The 20,323-nt window shown below is 30.6% G+C and carries 20 protein-coding genes; 9 read left to right on the top strand and 11 right to left on the bottom strand.

The window, feature by feature from the left end:
* Positions 1–7: 7 nt before the first annotated feature.
* Positions 8–430: a type II 3-dehydroquinate dehydratase gene (aroQ, locus tag KK2020170_RS12940; protein WP_221258734.1), complete on the bottom strand. Its 423-nt coding sequence runs from the start codon at positions 428–430 to the stop codon at positions 8–10.
* A gap of 402 nt (positions 431–832) precedes the next feature.
* On the opposite strand from aroQ, the gene KK2020170_RS12935 reads away from it, so the two are divergent.
* From KK2020170_RS12935 to xerD, 3 genes are all read left to right on the top strand, one after another.
* Positions 833–1,426, top strand: coding sequence for an outer membrane beta-barrel protein (locus KK2020170_RS12935; RefSeq protein WP_221258733.1), 594 nt, complete (start codon positions 833–835; stop codon positions 1,424–1,426).
* A 138-nt stretch (positions 1,427–1,564) separates the two neighbouring features.
* Positions 1,565–2,086: a porin family protein gene (locus KK2020170_RS12930; protein ID WP_221258732.1), complete on the top strand. Its 522-nt coding sequence runs from the start codon at positions 1,565–1,567 to the stop codon at positions 2,084–2,086.
* An 87-nt stretch (positions 2,087–2,173) separates the two neighbouring features.
* Positions 2,174–3,073 (top strand): site-specific tyrosine recombinase XerD, encoded by a 900-nt coding sequence (xerD, locus tag KK2020170_RS12925; RefSeq protein ID WP_221258731.1) that lies wholly within the window; start codon positions 2,174–2,176, stop codon positions 3,071–3,073.
* Positions 3,074–3,122: 49 nt separating this feature from the next.
* Here the strand turns inward: xerD and rny are convergent, their stop codons facing one another.
* From rny to KK2020170_RS12910, 3 genes are all read right to left on the bottom strand, one after another.
* A complete protein-coding gene (rny, locus tag KK2020170_RS12920; RefSeq protein WP_221258730.1) occupies positions 3,123–4,685 on the bottom strand; it encodes a ribonuclease Y in 1,563 nt (520 codons plus the stop codon).
* A 207-nt stretch (positions 4,686–4,892) separates the two neighbouring features.
* Complete coding sequence (locus tag KK2020170_RS12915) at positions 4,893–5,186, bottom strand: cell division protein ZapA (protein WP_221258729.1); 294 nt, start codon at positions 5,184–5,186, stop codon at positions 4,893–4,895.
* A 7-nt stretch (positions 5,187–5,193) separates the two neighbouring features.
* Positions 5,194–5,484, bottom strand: coding sequence for a hypothetical protein (locus KK2020170_RS12910; RefSeq protein WP_221258728.1), 291 nt, complete (start codon positions 5,482–5,484; stop codon positions 5,194–5,196).
* 195 nt (positions 5,485–5,679) lie between these two features.
* On the opposite strand from KK2020170_RS12910, the gene KK2020170_RS12905 reads away from it, so the two are divergent.
* From KK2020170_RS12905 to KK2020170_RS12890, 4 genes are read left to right on the top strand one after another with little or no spacing between them, the layout of a single operon-like run.
* Positions 5,680–7,368, top strand: a complete 1,689-nt coding sequence (locus KK2020170_RS12905) for a M23 family metallopeptidase (RefSeq protein WP_221258727.1) — start codon at positions 5,680–5,682, stop codon at positions 7,366–7,368.
* Positions 7,369–7,378: 10 nt separating this feature from the next.
* Positions 7,379–9,835, top strand: a complete 2,457-nt coding sequence (locus KK2020170_RS12900) for a TonB-dependent receptor plug domain-containing protein (RefSeq protein ID WP_221258726.1) — start codon at positions 7,379–7,381, stop codon at positions 9,833–9,835.
* A gap of 44 nt (positions 9,836–9,879) precedes the next feature.
* Entirely contained in the window at positions 9,880–10,614 is a 735-nt protein-coding gene (locus KK2020170_RS12895; protein ID WP_221258725.1) for a CREC-EF hand family protein, read from the top strand.
* 10 nt (positions 10,615–10,624) lie between these two features.
* Positions 10,625–11,080 carry a hypothetical protein gene (locus tag KK2020170_RS12890; RefSeq protein WP_221258724.1) on the top strand — a complete coding sequence of 152 codons (456 nt, stop codon included), beginning with the start codon at positions 10,625–10,627 and terminating at the stop codon, positions 11,078–11,080.
* Positions 11,081–11,427: 347 nt separating this feature from the next.
* Here the strand turns inward: KK2020170_RS12890 and KK2020170_RS12885 are convergent, their stop codons facing one another.
* The 5 genes from KK2020170_RS12885 to KK2020170_RS12865 are packed head-to-tail and all read right to left on the bottom strand — an operon-like array spanning position 11,428 to position 17,275.
* Positions 11,428–12,129, bottom strand: a complete 702-nt coding sequence (locus KK2020170_RS12885; RefSeq protein ID WP_221258723.1) for a hypothetical protein — start codon at positions 12,127–12,129, stop codon at positions 11,428–11,430.
* A gap of 60 nt (positions 12,130–12,189) precedes the next feature.
* Positions 12,190–14,019, bottom strand: a complete 1,830-nt coding sequence (locus KK2020170_RS12880) for an ABC transporter ATP-binding protein (RefSeq protein ID WP_221258722.1) — start codon at positions 14,017–14,019, stop codon at positions 12,190–12,192.
* Entirely contained in the window at positions 14,019–15,746 is a 1,728-nt protein-coding gene (locus KK2020170_RS12875; RefSeq protein WP_221258721.1) for a phospho-sugar mutase, read from the bottom strand. The genes KK2020170_RS12880 and KK2020170_RS12875 overlap by 1 nt, the downstream gene beginning before the upstream one ends.
* 44 nt (positions 15,747–15,790) lie before the next feature.
* Complete coding sequence (locus KK2020170_RS12870) at positions 15,791–16,741, bottom strand: glycosyltransferase family 2 protein (protein WP_221258720.1); 951 nt, start codon at positions 16,739–16,741, stop codon at positions 15,791–15,793.
* 3 nt (positions 16,742–16,744) lie between these two features.
* On the bottom strand, positions 16,745–17,275 hold the full coding sequence (locus tag KK2020170_RS12865) for a DUF4199 domain-containing protein (RefSeq protein WP_221258719.1): 531 nt from the start codon (positions 17,273–17,275) through the stop codon (positions 16,745–16,747).
* A 225-nt stretch (positions 17,276–17,500) separates the two neighbouring features.
* Between KK2020170_RS12865 and KK2020170_RS12860 the strand changes: the two genes are divergently transcribed.
* A complete protein-coding gene (locus KK2020170_RS12860; protein ID WP_072780351.1) occupies positions 17,501–17,752 on the top strand; it encodes a type B 50S ribosomal protein L31 in 252 nt (83 codons plus the stop codon).
* Between the two features lie 306 nt (positions 17,753–18,058).
* Positions 18,059–19,234: a GlmU family protein gene (locus KK2020170_RS12855; protein WP_221258718.1), complete on the top strand. Its 1,176-nt coding sequence runs from the start codon at positions 18,059–18,061 to the stop codon at positions 19,232–19,234.
* Here the strand turns inward: KK2020170_RS12855 and KK2020170_RS12850 are convergent, their stop codons facing one another.
* Both KK2020170_RS12850 and KK2020170_RS12845 read right to left on the bottom strand, forming a co-directional pair.
* Positions 19,235–19,540 carry a hypothetical protein gene (locus KK2020170_RS12850; protein ID WP_221258717.1) on the bottom strand — a complete coding sequence of 102 codons (306 nt, stop codon included), beginning with the start codon at positions 19,538–19,540 and terminating at the stop codon, positions 19,235–19,237.
* 42 nt (positions 19,541–19,582) lie between these two features.
* Positions 19,583–20,323 carry a LytR/AlgR family response regulator transcription factor gene (locus KK2020170_RS12845; protein ID WP_221258716.1) on the bottom strand — a complete coding sequence of 247 codons (741 nt, stop codon included), beginning with the start codon at positions 20,321–20,323 and terminating at the stop codon, positions 19,583–19,585.

Raw genomic sequence — 20,323 nt, 5'->3', positions numbered from 1 at the left:
AAACAAACTAATTTTCTAATATAAAACACTGAAGTGCCAATTCGTAACTTTGTAAACCGAAACCAACTATAACTCCCTTTGCATTTGCTGCAATATAAGATTGATGTCTAAAACTCTCTCTGGAATAGGTATTAGTGATATGAACTTCTACAACAGGTGTATGAATTCCTTTAACTGCATCTCCAAGACCAACAGAAGTATGTGTATATGCACCAGCATTAAATATAATACCATCATAACTAAAGCCTACTTCATGTAATTTGTTTATTAACTCACCTTCAATGTTACTTTGATAGTAATGTAAATCTACATTTGGATATTTTTCTTGTACAATTTGAAAATAGCGTTCAAAAGAAATGTTTCCATATATTTCAGTTTCTCTTCTTCCTAATAGATTTAAGTTAGGTCCATTTAAAATTAGAACTTTCATTCGTGATATATTATAATTAAGGAAAGGTTTTGTTGTAGTAAACTTTTGTTTGTTCTTAAATTTAAGTAAAAATAAAAAAACCATTCAACAAATGAATGGTTTTTTGATAACTTTGAAGTGCTTTTTAGGTGTTTGTTTGCCAAAGCTAACGTAAAAAATGCTTTTTTAGTGTAAATTCTAATTAAAAAAGTACGAAAAAGTGACTTAAAAATATCTTTTTTGCAGTAATTAGTATTAAAAAAATGTAAAAAAATAGGTTTTATTTGAATTGTAACTCCTTGAAAAACAACTTATAAACATACTTTTGTTAAAAAAAAAGCTTAAAATTGATAAAAATCATGTTTGTATATTGGAAAAAACATATAAATTTGCCCCAGATAACTTTAAAAATTTAAACTAAACATGAAAAAAGTTTTATTATCTGCAGTAGCAATTTTAGGATTTACTTTTGCTAACGCTCAAGAAGAAGAAACAACTACAAACGGTGGTTTTGCTCAAGGTGATGTATTTGTTACAGGTGCTGTAACTTTTTCTTCAAGTTCAATGGATGAAGATAAATCATCTTCTTTTGAAATCGCTCCACAAGTTGGTTTCTTCTTAACAGAAAACATCGCTATCGGTGGTAAAATCGCTTATATGTCAGAGAAAGCTGAAAGTTTTTCAGTAGATACTGAAGATATGTCTGGTTTTGGTGTTGGTGCTTTTGGACGTTACTATTTTACTCCAGCTAACCAATTTTCATTATTTGGTCAATTAGCTGTTGATTATGCTTCAATGGAAGATAAATTAGCTGATTACAAAGTTAATGCTTTCGGAGCTGGTTTAGGATTTGGTATGAACTATTTCGTATCTTCTAACTTCTCTATCGAAGCTGGTGTTGGTGTTTTAAACTTTGCATCTGCTAAAGCTGATGTTGATGGTGCTGAAGCATTGAATACTTTCTCATTCGGTGGTGACTGGAGAGCTGTAACTTTTGGTGTTAACTACAAATTCTAATTTGTAATTAAATCATATTAAGGAGCCCCGATTTATCGGGGCTTTTTTATTTTAATCGACAAAATCTAGCATTTTGTCGATTTTTTATTGTTCTACTTCTAGTTAATTTACCTTTGACTAAACTTTAAAACTATTATTATGAAAAAAGTTTTACTTATTACATTGTTATGTTTTGGTTTTATTACGGCAAATGCGCAAAGGTTTAAACCAGGTTTAAAGGCAGGTTTAAATAGTACTAATTTAACGGGAGATGCAAATACTGATGCTAGGTTTGGGTTTTACATTGGGGGTTTAGTAGATTTTTTAGTTTCTGATAAGTTTCATGTACAGCCTGAATTAATGTACTCAACCGAAGGTGCAGATGATGATGCTGGTATTTCGTATTTAAGATTACCTATCATGGGTAAATATTACATTACTGAAAATTTTAATATTCAAGCAGGACCACAAATTGCTTTTAAAATGTCTACTGAAGAAGAAGTAATAGATGAGGCTACAAAGTCAACTGATATTGCTCTTGGAGTTGGTGGAGCTTATGAGTTAGAGACTGGACTGTTTTTTGATATTCGTTACAACTTTGGTTTGACTAATATTAGTGATGTTGATGGATTAGATTTAGGTAATGTTGGATTACAGTTTGGATTAGGATATCGTTTTTAAATTATATTAAGTTAAGTTAATTTTAAAATTCTGGAGTACTTTGTATTTCGGATTTTTTTTTATGTTTAAACTTTTCTATTTTTGAGTATGAATAATTGGCAATCCTATTTAAAAGAATATCAAAACTATTTGCGTTTAGAAAGAGGTCTTTCAGAAAATACTATAGCCAATTATACATTTGATATTGAAAAGTTAGTTTCTTTTCTTGAGAGCAATTCTTTCTCGGAATCTCCAGTAAATATTTCAGAAGAAATTATTCAACAATTTATTTATGAAATTGCCAAAGAGGTTAATGCTCGAAGTCAGTCAAGAATTATTTCTGGATTAAAAAGTTTTTTCAATTTCCTTGTATTTGAAGATTATCGAAAAGATACACCAATGGTATTAATTGAAGTGCCTAAAGTTGGTCGAAAACTTCCAGATACTTTATCAACTGAAGAGATTGATAGTTTAATTGGGGCAATCGATTTGTCTAAAAATGAAGGCGAACGTAATAGAGCAATGCTTGAAACATTATACAGTTGTGGTTTACGTGTTTCAGAATTGATTGGTTTAAAGCTTTCTGATTTGTTTTTTGAAGAAGGTTTTGTAAAAGTCACAGGAAAGGGAAATAAGCAACGATTTGTTCCTATAGGTAAGTTGACTGAGAAATATATCAATTTTTATTTAGAAGGCTACAGAAATCATTTGAAAGCTGTTAAAGGGCATGAAGATATTTTGTTTTTAAATCGCAGAGGAAAACAATTAACTAGAGCAATGGTTTTTACAATCATTAAAGATTTGACTGTTAAAATTGGTTTAAAGAAAACAATTTCTCCACATACATTTCGTCATTCATTTGCGACACACTTACTCGAAAATGGAGCCGATTTACGTTCAATACAGTTAATGTTAGGGCACGAGTCTATAACAACAACAGAAGTTTATATGCATTTAGATAGGAAGTTCCTCGCAGAAGTCTTGAATAATTATCATCCTAGAAAATAAAAAAGGCTCAACATTAATTGAGCCTTTTCTTGTATGATAAATTAGAAGATTATTTTGCAATATTAACCGCTCTAGTTTCTCTAATTACTGTTACTTTAACTTGACCAGGATACGTCATTTCAGTTTGAATTTTCTGAGAAATTTCAAAAGAAAGTGTTGAAGCCATTTCATCGTTCACTTTTTCACTTTCAACAATTACACGTAATTCTCTACCTGCTTGAATTGCATAAGCATTCTTTACACCTGTAAATCCGAAAGCAATATCTTCAAGATCTTTTAAACGTTGGATGTAAGAATCTAAAACTTGTCTTCTTGCTCCAGGTCTTGCTCCAGAAATAGCATCACAAACTTGAATAATTGGTGAAATTAAATATTTCATTTCAATTTCGTCGTGGTGCGCTCCAATAGCGTTACAAACTTCGTCTTTCTCACCATATTTTTCAGCCCATTGCATACCTAAAATTGCGTGAGGTAATTCACTTTCTGTTTCTGGGACTTTACCAATATCGTGTAATAAACCAGCACGTTTTGCAAGTTTTACATTTAAGCCTAATTCAGCAGCCATAATTCCACAAAGGTTGGCAACTTCTCTCGAGTGTTGTAATAAGTTTTGTCCGTAAGAAGAACGGTATTTCATACGACCAACGATTTTAATTAACTCAGGGTGTAGACCATGAATTCCTAAATCGATTACAGTACGTTTACCAACCTCGATAATTTCTTCTTCAATTTGTTTTTGTGTTTTTGCAACAACTTCTTCAATACGAGCAGGGTGAATACGTCCGTCAGTAACTAATTTATGAAGTGCTAAACGAGCAATTTCTCTTCTTACAGGGTCGAAACAAGATAAGATAATTGCTTCTGGGGTATCATCTACAATAATTTCAACTCCAGTAGCAGCTTCTAAGGCTCTAATATTACGTCCTTCACGACCAATGATTCGCCCTTTAACATCGTCAGATTCAATATTGAAAACAGAAACACAGTTTTCAACGGCTTCTTCAGTTCCAACTCTTTGAATAGTGTTTATAATAACTTTTTTAGCTTCTTGCTGAGCTGTCATTTTAGCTTCTTCCATTGTAGTTTGAATGAAAGACATAGCAGAAGTTTTAGCTTCAGCTTTTAAGCTTTCTACTAATTGATTTTTAGCATCTTCAGCAGAAAGACCAGAAATAACTTCTAATTGCTCCACTTGGCTTCTATGAAGTTTTTCAATTTCTTGTTGTTTCTTTTCTAAGAATTCAATTCTATTATTGTAATCAGCAAGTTTTTCTTCAAATTCATCATTTAGCTTTTTGTTTTTAGCTAATTCATTTGAAACTTGTGATTCTTTATCTCTAGTTCTTTTTTCTGCTTCTGCAATTTTTTTGTCACGCGAAAGAATTACTTGTTCGTGCTCTGTTTTTAATTCTAAAAACTTTTCTTTAGCTTGAAGAATTTTATCTTTCTTAATAGATTCAGCTTCTGTTTTAGCATCTTTTAAGATAGAAGCCGCTTCTTTTTTAGCATTTTTGATTAGGTTAGAAACATTGCTTTTTTCTAAAAATTTTGCAATTCCAAATCCTAATGCAATTCCTATTACAACCCCGATTATTATACTTATTGGATCCATATTTAAATTAAAAAATTATATAAAAAAAGCCTACATTAGGTGTTTGTATAAACTCGTAAAGACAAGTTTTGAGCTAACTCGCATTTCATGTTTCCCACTTAAGGGCTTACAATAGTTGCGAAGATTCACCCATTTTAATTTGTTAGTGTTGAGTTTATCAAATATATACTAATGTAGGCAGTATCTTTATGTATGTTAAGAACGTATTTATTTTGAAAGAAGTTCACTCAATTTATTATCCAAACTTTGTAAACGTTTTATTGCGTTTGTTTGGTCTTCAGATGTGTCAATTTTAGTTTGCTCTGTTTGTGAAGCAAATTGTAAAGCGCACATAGCTAATACATCTTGTTTGTCTCTTACAGCATAGCTTTGTTCAAACTGTTGTATCATTTTATCTATCTTTTTTGAAGCGCTTCTTAAGGCTTCTTCCTGTGAGCTATCAACGGTTAGTGGATAAACTCTATCGGCTATAGATATTTTGATATTTAGTTTTTCACTCATGTCTTTCTTAATCCGAAAGTTGTGCTATACAATAATCAATTTCACGTATTAGTGAATTTATCTTGAGTTTCGTTTCTCTTTTATTTTCGTCACTGCCTAACAATGCGTTTACCATTTTCAGTTGCTCTATCTGCTCTCTTAATGCTGAAATTTCAGAATCTTGCTGCTGGCTTTTCTCAGTAGATTTTTCTAATAAAGCCTCTAATTCCGTGTTTTTCTTTTCCAGTTGAATCATTTTCTGATTTACTTTGAAGAACTTAACCTCAAGAGAATCAATTAATTTTGATAAATCACTCATGAATGATAATACCCATTTTCGTTACCTACAAATTTAGCATTACATTTTAATAATTACAATTTTTTTTCACAAATTTTGATAAAACCGTTAGATGTTTTATAATATTTTGATAGTTAATGAGTTGTAAAATCAAATAGGTTTTCACTTTAATTGTTATTAAAATATTGTTATTTTAGCCAAAAGACTTGCTCAACTATGAAAAGATTATTGTTTTTAGTTTTAATTTTTAATATCTCATTTGCTCAAAATGATTATCCGAAAGATTTTATTTCGCCTTTGGCTATAAATTTAGATTTATCGGGTTCATTCGGTGAGTTGAGGAGTAATCATTTTCATTCTGGAATTGATATTAAAACTGAAAAACGTGAAGGATTAGATGTTTTTGCAGTTGCAGATGGATATATTTCACGCATAAAAATATCTACTTATGGTTATGGAAAGGCAATTTATATTACTCATCCTAATGGATATACCACAGTTTACGGACATTTGCAACGTGCAAATGGAGCTATCGAAGATTATATTAAAAAGAATCATTATGATAAAAAATCCTATGAAATAGAAATGTTTCCAAAGCCAAACGATTTACCTGTTAAACAAGGAGATATAATTGCGTTTTCAGGAAATTCAGGAGGAAGTGGAGGTCCACATTTACATTTTGAATTCAGAGAAACGGCTACAGAAAAAATTGTAAATCCTCTGCATTTCGGATTTACAAAATTTGTAAAAGATAAACACGCTCCTGATTTATATGGGGTTATGGTTTACCCAATGGATAGCACTGTAGTAAATAAATCACAACGACCAATTTCGGTGTCATTTAATAAACAACAAGACGGTAGCTATTTAGCGACTAAGGTAATTGCAAATGGGAAAATTGGTTTTGCAATTAATGCCTCGGATAAATGTACAAATCCATATAATAGAAATGGATTGTATAAGGTTAAAGCTTTTTTAAATGGGGTTCTTTATTTTAGTTATGATTTTAATACGTTTGCTTTTGATGAGTCTCGTTACATTAATAATTTTATTGATTATGGTAAGTATCAGGAACAACGCCAACGTTATCAAAAATTATTTTTTAATTCAGACTATCCGTTATCTGTTTTAAAAGACAATAAAAAGCAAGGGATAATTAACACTCAACCAGGAGCAAGTTATACTCTACGTGTAGAGATGTATGATTTTGAAGGACATCAAACCAACTTGTTTATACCAATTGAATTCGGGACTTCAGAAGTGGTTTTTAAAAAAGAGGAAAATTCTTCACCTTATTTGTTAAAATCTAAAATTGAAAATAATTATACTAAGAATAATGTTTCGGTTTATGTGCCTGAAAATGCTTTTTACGATGATTTTAAAATCAATTTTGATGTAAAAGACAATGTTTTATATTTACATGATGAGTCTGTTCCAGTTCATAAAAATATTACGATAACTTTTTCAGATGTTGAAGGATTAACCGAAGAACAAATGAAAAAAACGTTTATTGCTTCTGTTGAAGGCGTAAGATTAAGTTATAATAAAACCTATAGAAAAGACAACCGTTTTTCAATTAGAACAAGAAGTTTAGGGACTTTTAAATTGGCACAAGATTCAATTCCACCAAGAATTTTCAATGTTAATTTTGTTGAAGGAAAGAATTTAAACAAACAGAAAACATTGAGTGTTTCCATTTCAGATGACATGTCAGGAATAGATTCTTATAACGCGTATTTAAATGGTGAGTGGATTTTAATGGAATACGATTATAAAACAAGAAAGTTAGTGCATGATTTAGCAGATAAAAAATATAAAGAAGGTCGCAACGATTTTAAAGTAATTGTTACCGATGATTTGCAAAATTCAACTACATTTGAATCTCATTTTTATATGAATCCTTAATTTAGCATTCTTGAAAAAGTTATTTGTATATATAGCGTTACTTTTTGGCGCTTTAGTTTTTAGCCAAACGGCTAGAGTAAAAGGTGTTTTGTTGGATGAATTTAATTCTCCAATTGAAAACGTTACCATAAAAACCAATCAAACAGGAACAGTAACCGATGCAACTGGTTTTTATATGATTGAAGTTCCAGCAAATGAAGAAATTACTATCTCGTATACACACGTTTCTTTCAAAAAAACAGTTATAAAAGTAAATTTAAAACCAAATGAAGATTTTGAGTTTAATCCAGTAATGAGTTCAAAAATTGAACAAATTGGAGAAGTAATTGTTACTGGAAATAGCAAGAAAAGAATCGAAGGAGTAACATCTATCGATCCAGTTATTATTAGAAAAATTCCTGGTGCAAACCCCGGAATTGAAAATATTATTAAAACTTTACCTGGTGTTTATTCTAATAATGAATTAAGTACTTCCTACGCTGTGCGTGGTGGAAACTATGACGAGAACTTAGTTTATGTAAATGAAATTGAAGTCTACCGTCCGTTTTTAATTCGTTCAGGGCAACAAGAAGGTTTAAGTTTTACGAATACTGAAATGGTTCAAAATGTAGATTTTTCCGCTGGAGGATTTCAATCGAAATATGGAGATAAAATGTCTTCGGTTTTAGATATTACATATCGTAATCCAAAACGTTTCAGAGCTGGTTTAGATGCAAGTTTATTAGGTGGAAGTTTAACTGTTGAAGGTGTTTCAAAAAATACGAAATGGAGTAATATTACAGGATTTCGTTACCGCGACAATAGTTTATTGGTAAATAGTCAAGAAACAGAATCGAATTTTCGTCCGCGTTTTATGGATGTGCAAACGTTATTGAATTACAATGCCTCAACAAAATGGCAATGGAGTTTCTTAGGAAATATTTCTCAAAATAAATACCATTATCAGCCTTTATCTCGACAAACAAATTTTGGAACGGTAAATGAACCTATTGCTTTATTAGTTGTTTATGATGGACAAGAGAAAGATGAGTATTTAACAATGTTTGGAGCAATTAAATCGGTTTATCAATATAACGAAAAGAATAAATTGAAGTTTATTTCTTCGGTTTATCATACAAAAGAACAAGAATATTATGATATTTTGGCTCAATATCGTTTAGGTGAAGTTGATGCCAACATTGGTTCAGATACTTTTGGAGATGTTGTCTATACAAGAGGTGTTGGCGGACAATTAACGCATGCACGTAACGATTTAGATGCTTTAATTTTTAACGCTGAAGTTAAAGGTTTTCATGAATTGAATAAAAATACTCAGGTAGAATGGGGTTTAAAATACCAACATGAAGACATACGAGATAGAGTAGTAGAGTGGGAAGTTATTGATTCTGCAGGATTCTCATTGCCAAATCCTTTACTTGATTACGTAAATGATCAACCTTATAATCCATACATTGGTCCATTAGCACCATTTTTTAGTAGTAGAGGAACTAACTTTACAAAAGTAAATCGATTCCAAGGTTATGCACAATGGAACTATAGAGGTGAAATAGGGTCTAGTCAATACTGGTTAAATGCAGGTGTTAGAGCGCATTCCTGGCAAGTACAAACTCAAATTGAAAACGGAAAAGCGCAATTCGCATTTTCACCACGCGTGCAATTTGCAATAAAACCCGATTGGGAAAAAGATATGCTTTTTAGAGTATCTGGAGGAGTTTATCAACAACCACCTTTTTATAGAGAGTTAAGAGATTCTTCGGCAACTGTTCATCCAAATGTAAAAGCGCAAAAATCATATCATTTTGTGGTAAGTAATGACTACAGTTTTAAAATGTGGAGTCGTCCGTTTAAACTAGTAAGTGAAGCCTATTATAAAATGATGACTGATGTTAATGTTTACACGATTGACAATGTTAGAATTCGTTATAAGGCTGACAATAATGCAGAAGCTTACGCGTATGGTTTTGATGCTCGTTTAAATGGTGAATTTGTGCCAGGAACAGAATCTTGGTTTAGTTTTGGCTATTTGAAAACAGAAGAAAACTACAACAATAAAGGAAATATTGCTAGACCAACTGACCAACGTTTGAAATTTGGTTTATTATTTCAAGATTATATGCCAAATTTACCAAACGTAAAAGTGTATTTAAATTTGGTTTATAATACAGGTTTACCTGGTGGTTCGCCTTCCTATGCTGATCCGTATGATTACCAGTTTCGATTAAAAGATTATCGCCGTGCCGATGCTGGATTTTTATATGTATTTAAAGATGAAAGTATCAAATCGAGTAAAAATTGGTTAAGATCATTTAGTGAATTGTCGCTAGGTTTAGAAATTTTCAACTTGTTTAACAATCAAAATGCAATTACAAATACTTGGGTACGCGATGTATATACAAAATCACAATATGGTATTCCAAATTATATGACCACTCGAGTGTTTAATGTGAAGTTGGTTGCAAGATTATAATCTTGTAATAAATTTAGTATCTTTGGTTAACTAATCGTATAATTATGCGTACACTTTCTAGTCTTTTAATATTGATTGTCTCGATTTCATTTTTAAGCTGTAAAAAAGAAAAAGAAACACCGAAAGTTAAATATGAAGAATCTAAAGAATCTTCAGCAACAGTTGAAGTTCAAAAAGTAGATACCTCTTCTATTAAGATTGCTGATTTACCAATATTAATGGAAGGGACAAAATACTTAATTCATCCTGTTGGCGATATGCGCGTGTATGATAACTATAGAGGTTCTTCATACGGTTCGAGTAAAACCAATCAAGTAAGTTATGCTATTTCTAATTATAACCGATTTGAATTAACAGGTTATTTTGATAATTTAAAGTTTCAGCATATCGATTCTACAAATGTTTGTGCGTTAACCACGCATAAAGTGCAAATACAAACCGTAACGTATTTAAACGATTTGGCTGCAAAAACTAAAAAACAAATTTTAGTGTACACTTTGGTTGATAGTGATACCAACAAAGATGGAAAAATTGACCAAAACGACATTAAATCGTTGTATTTGAGTAATATTGATGGAACAATGTTTACTAAGATTTCTGGTGATTTAAATGAAGTTATCGATTGGAATATTATCGAATCTTTAAACAGATTGTATTTCCGTTGTATAGAAGATATCAATAAAAATGGTGCTTTAGATAAAAACGATAAAGTACATTATCATTACGTAAATTTACTACAAGACGGTTGGCAAGCTGAAGAATATTCTCCGATTAATTAGTTCACTTTTTATGTATAAATATTGTCTTTTTCTTTTATCTGGTTTATTTATATCATCGGATTCAAATGATTTAAAAGGAACATATAAAGCTTTCTTTAAAAGAAAAGAAAATGTTTTTGTTGAAGCAAGCTTTAATTTAGTTTTCTTGTCTGAAAATCATTATACAAGAGAAATTTATCAATATGAAAATAAAGATAATCCTATTGATGAAATTAAAGGTTCTATAGAAAAAATAAATAATAGTCAAGGTGAGACCTTTTATTATTTAAGTGAGTTTGTATTTATTCAGCCTAGGATTAAAGAGTTTATTCAACCTAAAGATAAATTAGATTCAATTTCTTTAAAATTACCTAGAGTAATTATGGAAGTAAAAAAAGTAAATTCTGATACTTTAAAATTTCGAAATACTTATTCAAGTCAACTTAACGTCACAATAAGTGAAGGTATTTTAGTAAAAGTAGATTAAAGAAGATATATTAAATATATATAAGGAGCAATATGTATTTAATTACAAGCTGTTTCTATGTTTGAAAATGTAAAAAGAAATTCTTATTTAATAATTACTTTACTAGTTTTTACAATGATATTTTGTAAAATAATAGGAAGCTTTAGATATTCAGAGTTACATCAGATTTATAAAATTGGAATATTTTTTTGTTATTTCTTCCATTTATTAAATTTCGCCTTTTCAATCATTAACTTATTTAGAATGTATGAAATTGGATTTTTGAAAGCAAAAAATTTTATTTTTATATTGTTAAGCTTATCTCCAATATTTTTTTGGGTCTATTGCTTTGTACTTATTGCTTATTGCTAAATAAGAATATCACTTTCCAAATCAGATTTTTCAATGGTAAAATTGAATCCTAATTTTTCTACCAATTCGATTACCAATTTTTTATACCAGTTTTCACTTTTCGGGTGAATGTAAATTTTCTCAATTAATTGGTTCAGATTAACTCCAATTTTTAATCCATTATCGATTGTTAAGTTTGTATTACTAACATCAGAAATAATTCTAATTTCACGTTCGTATTGAAAACTTTTTCGCTTAAAAAGGAAAGGGAAAAAGGTATCATCAAAAGGAATAAAATCTTTCTTGTAATCTATATAATTAACTTCGCCGATGTATTGCTCGTAATGTTTTTCGGGTTTCAAAGCTTCTTTTAGTCTTCCAATAGTTGACTGTAAAGCTATACCTTCATTATTCTTGGTAAATATTTGCCACATGGCAAACGATTCGTATTCATTTGCGTGCCAAGAGCTAATCACTACCTTTTCACGATGCGATTTATAATAATCTAAAAACTTTGGATTGTTAGCCGCAATTTTCTTAATCTCTTCATAGGTAGGTTCGCTAAAAGTTCCTTCGTATTGATCTTCAAATTTATCTGAACGCGACATAAACAATTGATCCGATAACAACATATCAAGAAACTTAGATAAATCTAAGTATTTCCAAACGGCTGTTTCATCGTTCTCTGTTAGTTTTATATTTGGATTGTGTATATACATAAAAAAATATCTCCATAAATTTAGTAATAAATGGAGATAGTAAAATTTTTTTTATAAAATTTATTCGAAAGATTGTAGCGAAACTAATTTAGCATAGGTTCCATTTTTGGCTAAAAGTTCTTCATGATTACCTTGTTCTACGATTTCACCTTTTTGCATAACTACAATTGTATCTGCTTTTTGAATGGTAGAAAGTCGGTGAGCAATTACAACTGAAGTTCTGTTTTGCATCATGTTTTCAAGTGCCACTTGAACCAGTTTTTCACTTTCTGTATCTAAAGCAGATGTTGCTTCGTCTAAAATCATAATCGGAGGATTTTTTAATACAGCACGCGCAATAGATAAGCGTTGTTTTTGTCCGCCAGAAAGTTTTCCACCAGCATCACCAATGTTAGTTTCAATTCCTTCAGGTAGATCTTTAACAAATTCATATGCATTTGCTATTTTTAAAGCCTCTATAATTTCTTCTTCTGTTGCGTTTGGCTTTCCTATTAAAAGATTGTTTTTAATACTATCGTTAAACAAAATAGAATCTTGAGTAACTAAGCCCATTAAACCTCTCAATGAATGCATATTCCAGTCACGAATATCAGTGCCGTCAATTTGAATACTACCTTCATTAACATCGTAAAAACGAGTTAGTAAATTAGCAATTGTACTTTTTCCAGAACCCGATTGTCCTACAAGAGCAACTGTTTTTCCTTTTGGAACTGTTAATGAAAAGTTTTTCAGTACGTTTTCATCTTGATATCTAAAGTTGATATTTTGAATACTAATCTCTGATTCGAAATTTTGCTTTTCTAAAGCTTCTTCTTTATTAGTTATAGAACTTTTTTGTTCTAAAATTTCTAAAATTCTATCAGCAGCTGCCATAGCAGATTTTAGCGTGTAGTTTGCTTTTGAAATCGCTTTAGCTGGAGTTAATATTCCATAAGCTAATCCCATGTAGGCAATAAAATCTGTTCCTTTTAAAGATTCTTCAATTAAAACCATTCGCCCACCAAACCATAATAAAGTAGCAATTACAACAATTCCTAAAAATTCGCTTAATGGTGAAGCAATGTTGTTTCGGTTTAATAAACTATTCGAATAGCGATAAAGCTTGTTTGCTGACGTTGAAAATTTATCAAAGAAAGTGTTCTCAGCATTGTAACTCTTAATAACTTTTAATCCAGATAATGTTTCGTCAATTACAGACAAATACATTCCTGTTTCTTGTTGAACTCTTTTTGACTTTCTTTTTAAGCTTTTCCCTAGTAAGGAGATTATAAAGCCTGAAAGTGGAATGAAAATTAATACAAAAATGGTAAGTTTAGTACTAATAAAGAACATTGTTCCAAGTGTAAACAAAATGGTTAAAGGTTCTTTAAAAATAATCTCTAAAATGGATAAAAATGAAAACTGAACTTCTCCCACATCATTCGTAAGTCTTACCATAACATCACCTCTTCTTTTTTCAGAATAAAAACTAATAGGTAAACTTATAATCTTTTCATATAAAGCAATTCTTAAATCTCTTAAAGTTCCGTTTCTTAAAAAAGTAACATTATAAGTAGCCAGATAGTTAAACAGATTTTTTAGAAAAAAAGTAATGATGACTAGACATATCATTAAAAATAAACCGTATTCTTCTCCTTTTTCAAGGTTTGCTTGGGTGATTGTATAATCTAAATATTGTTTACCAAATTTATCTATTTCTGAAAGAGTAGTGTAAACAGGTTTTTCAGAAACTTTTTCAGTATTACCAAACATAACATCTAACATTGGGATTAACATCACAAATGAAAGCGCGTTAAATAAAGCATATAAAATATTGAAAAAGATATTTAGAAAAATAAATTTTTTATAAGGTTTAGCAAATCGGATTATTTTAAAAAATGTTGTTTTCATTAATTCAAGTTCATTTCTGAAATGATAGCATCAATTTTGCTATCCAATTGTTTTTCTACTTTTAAATAATCCTCTTTAGAATCTAATGGTTGGTTTACACTAATGTAAAACTTAATTTTTGGTTCTGTTCCACTTGGTCTAGCACAAATCTTAGAGCCATCTTCTAAATAGTAGATCAAAACGTTTGATTTTGGAATTGAAATTTCGAATTCATCTCCATTCATTAAGTCTTTACCCTTTGAAGTTTGATAATCTTCAATGCAAACAACTCTTTGATTAGCAATTTCTTTTAACGGATTTTCACGTAAATCAATCATCATTTGTTTGATTTCGTTAGCGCCTTCTATCCCTTTTTTAGTAATTGAAATTAAATGCTCTTTGTAAAAACCAAAATCAACAGACAAGTTAATTAATTCCTGAAACAAACTACTTCCAGAAGCTTTTGCTAAGGCTGCAATTTCACAAACTAATAGTATTGCTGCTACAGCATCTTTATCACGAACGTTGTCGCCAACCATGTAACCAAAACTTTCCTCACCGCCGCCAATGAACTGTAATTCTGGAAAATCTTTTATGAATTTAGCAATCCATTTAAAACCAGTTAATCCCACTTTACATTCAACTTTATAAGCTTCTGCTAAATCAAGCATCATTGGTGTAGACACAATTGTCGAACCAATGAATTCTTTTCCTGTAATTTTTCCAGCTCTTTTCCATTGCTCTAATAGAAAAGCCGTCATGATAACCATAGTTTGATTACCATTTAGTAATTTCATTTTGCCATCTAAATCACGAACAGCAACTCCTAATCGATCCGAATCTGGATCAGTTCCTACAACAATATCAGCATTAATTTTATTTGCTAATTCAATTGCCATAGTTAAAGCTTCTGGTTCTTCCGGATTTGGTGATTTTACTGTTGGGAAATTTCCATCTGGTTCAGCTTGTTCTTTTACAATGTTTACATCATTATAACCTGCTAATGCTAAAACACTTGGAATAGCTTTTATAGACGTTCCGTGTAAAGAAGTATAGACAATTTTAAGATTATCTTTTGCATTTTGAGGTGTGTTGAAACTTGCATTTTCAACAGTTGATTTCCAAAACGCTTCATCTAAATCTTTATCGATATATTGAATTAAGCTTTCGTTGGCATCAAAATTAATATCGCTGTATTGTAAACTTTCTATCACTTGAATTATTTCGCCATCTTGAGGAGGAACTAATTGTCCGCCATCTTGCCAATAAACCTTATATCCGTTGTATTCAGGCGGATTGTGAGATGCAGTTAAGACAATACCAGCATGACAATCTAAATGACGAACGGTGAATGATAATTCTGGTGTTGGTCGCATTTCAGAAAAAAGAAATACTTTAATTCCATTTGCCGAAAAAACATCAGCAACAACTTTTGCAAGAGTATCACTATTATGACGACAATCGTAAGCAATAGCAACTTTTAATTCTTCACCAGCAAAAACTTTCTTCATATAATTAGAAAGTCCTTGTGTGTTTTTACCCAAGGTATATTTATTAATTCGATTGGTGCCAACACCCATTACACCTCGCATTCCACCTGTTCCAAACTCTAGATTTTTGTAAAAGCTATCTTCAAGTTCTTTAGGAGAAGAAGTCATCATTTCTTCTATGATGTCTTGTGTTTTTTTATCAAAAGTTGGTGTTAACCACTCGTTTACTTTGTCTAATATATGTTTGTCAATATGCATTTCTAATTAATTAAGAGGGCAAATTTACGAAGAATTACAGTAACTTATATTTCTTTTGAAATCTTATAACGTTCTTCATTGTTCTTTGTACGTAAAATAATTTCACCTAGAAATCCCGCTAAAAACATCTGTGTTCCAATTATCATTGTAGTTAAAGAAATATAAAACCAAGGATTATCTGTTACCAATATTGCTGGCTCGTGATGGTATAATTTCCAAAGTTTAGAAAAACCAATAAAACCAGCAGAAAGCATACCAATGACAAACATTAAAACACCTAAGGCACCAAATAAATGCATTGGTCTTTTGCCGAATCTTGATAAAAACCAAATAGTAATTAAGTCTAAAAATCCATTGATAAAGCGGTTCATGCCAAATTTTGATTGGCCATATTTTCTAGCTTGATGAATAACCACTTTTTCACCAATATTTGAAAAACCAGCATTTTTTGCTAAAACTGGAATGTAACGATGCATTTCTCCAGAAACTTCAATGTTTTTCACCACATTTTTACTGTACGCCTTTAGTCCGCAATTAAAGTCGTGCAATTTTACACCGGAAGTTTTTCGGGCAGCCCAATTAAATAATTTTGAAGGGATGTTTTTTCCAATAACCGAATCGTATCGTTTCTTTTTCCATCCTGAAACTAAATCATAACCTTCGTTTGTAATTAAATTATATAATTCAGGTATTTCATCCGGACTATCTTGTAAATCAGCATCCATAGTAATAATTACGTCGCCATTAGTTCTGGCAAATCCAGCATGTAACGCTTGGCTTTTACCATAATTTTTAAAAAAGCGAATACCTTTCACGTTGTTATCTTGTTGTGAAAGGTTTTCAATTATTTGCCAAGAGTTATCAGTGCTACCATCGTCTATAAACCATATTTCATAAGAAAAGTTATGACTAGTCATAACTTTCTTAATCCAATTGTATAATTCGGGTAACGACTCTTGTTCGTTTAATAATGGAATTACTATAGATAAATTCATGTATTAGAATTGTTCTTTTGGTTTACTTTTGAAGATAGCAGCTAATATTGCTGCAAAGATAGCACTGAAAATAATACTAAACACAGAACCTTTAAGTTGCTCAACAATTCCAAACTGATCACTGTTACTCATATCTTCAACAGCTTTTTTGATTGCATCTGAAGGAGCTCCAAACTTCTTCATCATAGATACAGCAGCTTCAATAGAAATTTCTTTCAGAGTTTCTTTTGCACCTGGATCTATAAAATTAAATAAAATAATATTAAAAGCAATTGAAATTGCAATACCAATTACAGCATAAACAAAATATGTGGTAAATGCATCTTTAAATGTGTAAACTCCGTTTAATTCTTTTTTAGTTTGAACCATTGCAAAAATACCTAATGCGGTATAGATAATAATGTTTGTAACTCCAATCCACCATTTAGCAAATAACTCTAAATTTACAGCATACATAGTAGAAGTTAATAGTAACGCAAATACTCCGGCAATAATTCCGTATTTAACTGAGTTTTTCTTTACAATTTCATTCATAGTTTTTGGTTGTTTAGTTTTACAAATATAAGAGAAATATTACTTATCTTCTATTAGTATAAATCAAGTAAAAAAAGTTACACTATCGCTTGTATATTAAAAAAATAATGTAAATTTGCACTCTCTAATAAAAACGATTAATAATAAAAGGTTATTATGTTGCTTACACCTTTTGAGAAGAAAGCCGCGGAGTAACAGGTAATCACAAATAAAAAGATTTACATTATGAAAAAAGGTATTCACCCAGAAAATTACAGATTAGTAGCTTTCAAAGACATGTCTAACGAAGACGTATTTATTACAAAATCTACAGTAGAAACTAAAGAAACTATCGAAGTTGATGGTGTTGAGTATCCTGTGTTTAAAATGGAGATTTCGAGAACATCTCACCCATTTTATACTGGTAAATCTAAACTTATCGATACAGCTGGTCGTATTGATAAATTCAAAAACAAATACGCTAAATTCAGCAAATAATCGTTGGATTTCAAAATATAGAAAAGCTTCACAATTTGTGAAGCTTTTTTTTTGAGTCATTGCGAGGAACGAAGCAATCTTTACCAAAAGAAAGGACACTTTTATGAGGAATTTTTAAACTATGTTTAAAACCATCTGAAAAACTCTGCAGACTTTGTCTTGAAATTCAGAGCTTTTTCAGATTATTCTGCATAAAAGATTACAATGCTTCGCATTGTTCGGGTTTTGTAATCAATAAAAACTTTTTTTGTGCTTCTTAAAATAAAAACTTTAAACTTTGTAACTTTAGACTTTTAAACTAAAATAATGAACTATATACTTTTTGACGGAACGGTTCGTAATGCTTTATTACCGTTTACTTTCACTCGCCCAGTTGCTGATATTCGTGTAGGAATTTTAACCATTCGTGAAAAATGGGAAAAATACTTAGGTTATACTACAACAACATTAACGGAGGAATATTTAATGGATAAATATCCGATGGTAGAAATGGAAGAAAACATTATGATTAATGCTTCGTTTTTTCCTAATGAAGTTTTAGTGGAAATGATTTTAAATTTAGAAAAAAATCAGGCGATTATTTCAGGTGAAGAAATTATTGCTTTTTATACGAATGATACACAAGAAGATATCGATTTTGATGAATATGATTTAATCGATTATGATGAGGATTGTATTCGAATTGAAAACACTTGGGATATTTTTTCAAAAAACGATATTGCTATTCGTGAAGATTTTATGTTAGTTACTGAAGGTAGAACATCGCAACCTATACCGAAAAGTGTTAATGTAATTTCGCCAGAAAATATTTTTATTGAAAAAGGAGCAAAGCTTGAGTTTGTAACCTTAAATGCATCAAGCGGGCCAATTTACATTGGTAGAAATGCTGAAATAATGGAGGGTTCATTAATTCGTGGACCTTTTGCATTATGCGAAGAAGCTCAAGTAAAATTGGGCGCAAAGATTTACGGAGCAACTACTGTTGGTCCACATTGTAGAGTAGGAGGTGAAGTTAATAATTCGGTATTATTTGCATATTCTAATAAAGGTCACGACGGGTTTCTGGGAAACTCAGTTTTAGGGGAATGGTGTAATATAGGTGCCGATTCAAATAATTCCAACTTAAAGAATAACTACGAAGAAGTACGTTTGTGGAGTTATGAAACCGAAGGTTTTGCAAAAACAGGTTTACAATTTTGTGGACTTATGATGGGCGATCACAGTAAATGCGGAATCAATACTATGTTTAATACAGGAACTGTTGTAGGTGTTTCTGCAAATATTTTTGGAAGCGGATTTCCAAGAAATTTTGTCCCAAGTTTCTCTTGGGGTGGTGCTTCCGGGTTTACAACTTATATTACCAAAAAAGCATTTGAAACGGCAAGAATTGTTATGAGTCGTCGTCACGTTGAATTTAGCGAACAAGATGCTGCCATTTTAGAACATGTTTTCGAAGAAACTAAAAAGTGGAGAAAAGAATAGTTAAAAGTTGGGTTGAACACCAATCCAATTCATGTTACTAATAACATAGATTAAAAATATTGCAACTACAAAAGAAAGAATGGCCAAAATAATTTGGGTTTTCTTTCTTTTTTTATTTTCAGCTTGCATGCGCAAACGAATAGCTTCCAATTGTTCGGGGGTTGATTTTATAGGATCGTGACCAACATCATCGTGATTAGAATGATAATCAGTAAAATTTAATTTATCTCTGCGTTGACTTCTTTTTTGTGCGCGATTAAATTTTAAGCTTTGAATCGCATGAGACATTGCACCTTCTCCAGCCATAACTTTTTAGTAGTTATACGAGAAGATTTTGAAAAGGTTACATTAGATTTCTAAATTTTGTTCTAAAAAATGCATAAAATCATCTTTTCTTCTGCTGGAAATAGCCAATGATTTATTGTTTTGCATTTCTACTGTATAGCCGTCTTTTTTGGTAATACCAATCATTTTAAGCGTATTAATAATAAACGAATTATGAATTCTATAAAACCCAGTGTTTTCTAATTTATTTTCGAAATCTTTTAAATGTTTGGTTACCGTAATTTTATCGCCATTAGTTAGATAAACTTCCGTGTAAGGTCCGCTTGCTTCTAAATAAACCACTTCATTAAGTTTAACCATTTTAATGCTTTCTAAAGCTTTTAATATTAATGAGTTTTCTTGTTTTATGACAAATTGGTTCACACTTCCAATCTTTTGTTCTTTTAGAATACTTTCTAATACTTTTTCAACTGAATTTTTGAATTCAGATATATTAATAGGTTTTAGAATATAATCTACGGCTTGATGTTTTATGGCGTTAATCGCATATTTTTCATGTCCAGTTATGAAAATGAGCTTAGCCTTTGTTTTTTCAATTTGATTAAAAATTTCAAAACTTGTTTCATTGCCTAAATGAATATCAAACAAATAGAGTTGATAGTTTTCAGCATTAATGGCTTTTACAGCTTCTTCAACATTAGAAACGGTATCGATTTGTTTAATACTTTTAGAAAAATACTTCTCTAAAAGCGATTTAATCATATTACTGATTTTATTATCATCGTCTAAAACTAAAACCTTCAT

Origin of the sequence: Flavobacterium okayamense (genome assembly GCF_019702945.1) — a bacterium.
GTDB classification, from domain to species: domain Bacteria; phylum Bacteroidota; class Bacteroidia; order Flavobacteriales; family Flavobacteriaceae; genus Flavobacterium; species Flavobacterium okayamense.
This window is presented reverse-complemented; position numbering and strand designations above follow the sequence as displayed.

Bases quoted from the DNA above. Each gene is read 5' to 3' on its own strand.
- KK2020170_RS12890 (WP_221258724.1), top strand. From the start codon at position 10,625: ATGTATAAATATTGTCTTTTTCTTTTATCTGGTTTATTTATATCATCG.
- KK2020170_RS12870 (WP_221258720.1), bottom strand. From the start codon at position 16,741: ATGAATTTATCTATAGTAATTCCATTATTAAACGAACAAGAGTCGTTA.
- KK2020170_RS12895 (WP_221258725.1), top strand. From the start codon at position 9,880: ATGCGTACACTTTCTAGTCTTTTAATATTGATTGTCTCGATTTCATTT.
- KK2020170_RS12875 (WP_221258721.1), bottom strand. From the start codon at position 15,746: ATGCATATTGACAAACATATATTAGACAAAGTAAACGAGTGGTTAACA.
- KK2020170_RS12910 (WP_221258728.1), bottom strand. From the start codon at position 5,484: ATGAGTGATTTATCAAAATTAATTGATTCTCTTGAGGTTAAGTTCTTC.
- KK2020170_RS12905 (WP_221258727.1), top strand. From the start codon at position 5,680: ATGAAAAGATTATTGTTTTTAGTTTTAATTTTTAATATCTCATTTGCT.
- aroQ (WP_221258734.1), bottom strand. From the start codon at position 430: ATGAAAGTTCTAATTTTAAATGGACCTAACTTAAATCTATTAGGAAGA.
- KK2020170_RS12885 (WP_221258723.1), bottom strand. From the start codon at position 12,129: ATGTATATACACAATCCAAATATAAAACTAACAGAGAACGATGAAACA.
- KK2020170_RS12855 (WP_221258718.1), top strand. From the start codon at position 18,059: ATGAACTATATACTTTTTGACGGAACGGTTCGTAATGCTTTATTACCG.
- KK2020170_RS12880 (WP_221258722.1), bottom strand. From the start codon at position 14,019: ATGAAAACAACATTTTTTAAAATAATCCGATTTGCTAAACCTTATAAA.
- KK2020170_RS12930 (WP_221258732.1), top strand. From the start codon at position 1,565: ATGAAAAAAGTTTTACTTATTACATTGTTATGTTTTGGTTTTATTACG.
- KK2020170_RS12865 (WP_221258719.1), bottom strand. From the start codon at position 17,275: ATGAATGAAATTGTAAAGAAAAACTCAGTTAAATACGGAATTATTGCC.
- KK2020170_RS12845 (WP_221258716.1), bottom strand. From the start codon at position 20,323: ATGAAGGTTTTAGTTTTAGACGATGATAATAAAATCAGTAATATGATT.
- rny (WP_221258730.1), bottom strand. From the start codon at position 4,685: ATGGATCCAATAAGTATAATAATCGGGGTTGTAATAGGAATTGCATTA.
- KK2020170_RS12935 (WP_221258733.1), top strand. From the start codon at position 833: ATGAAAAAAGTTTTATTATCTGCAGTAGCAATTTTAGGATTTACTTTT.
- xerD (WP_221258731.1), top strand. From the start codon at position 2,174: ATGAATAATTGGCAATCCTATTTAAAAGAATATCAAAACTATTTGCGT.
- KK2020170_RS12860 (WP_072780351.1), top strand. From the start codon at position 17,501: ATGAAAAAAGGTATTCACCCAGAAAATTACAGATTAGTAGCTTTCAAA.
- KK2020170_RS12850 (WP_221258717.1), bottom strand. From the start codon at position 19,540: ATGGCTGGAGAAGGTGCAATGTCTCATGCGATTCAAAGCTTAAAATTT.
- KK2020170_RS12915 (WP_221258729.1), bottom strand. From the start codon at position 5,186: ATGAGTGAAAAACTAAATATCAAAATATCTATAGCCGATAGAGTTTAT.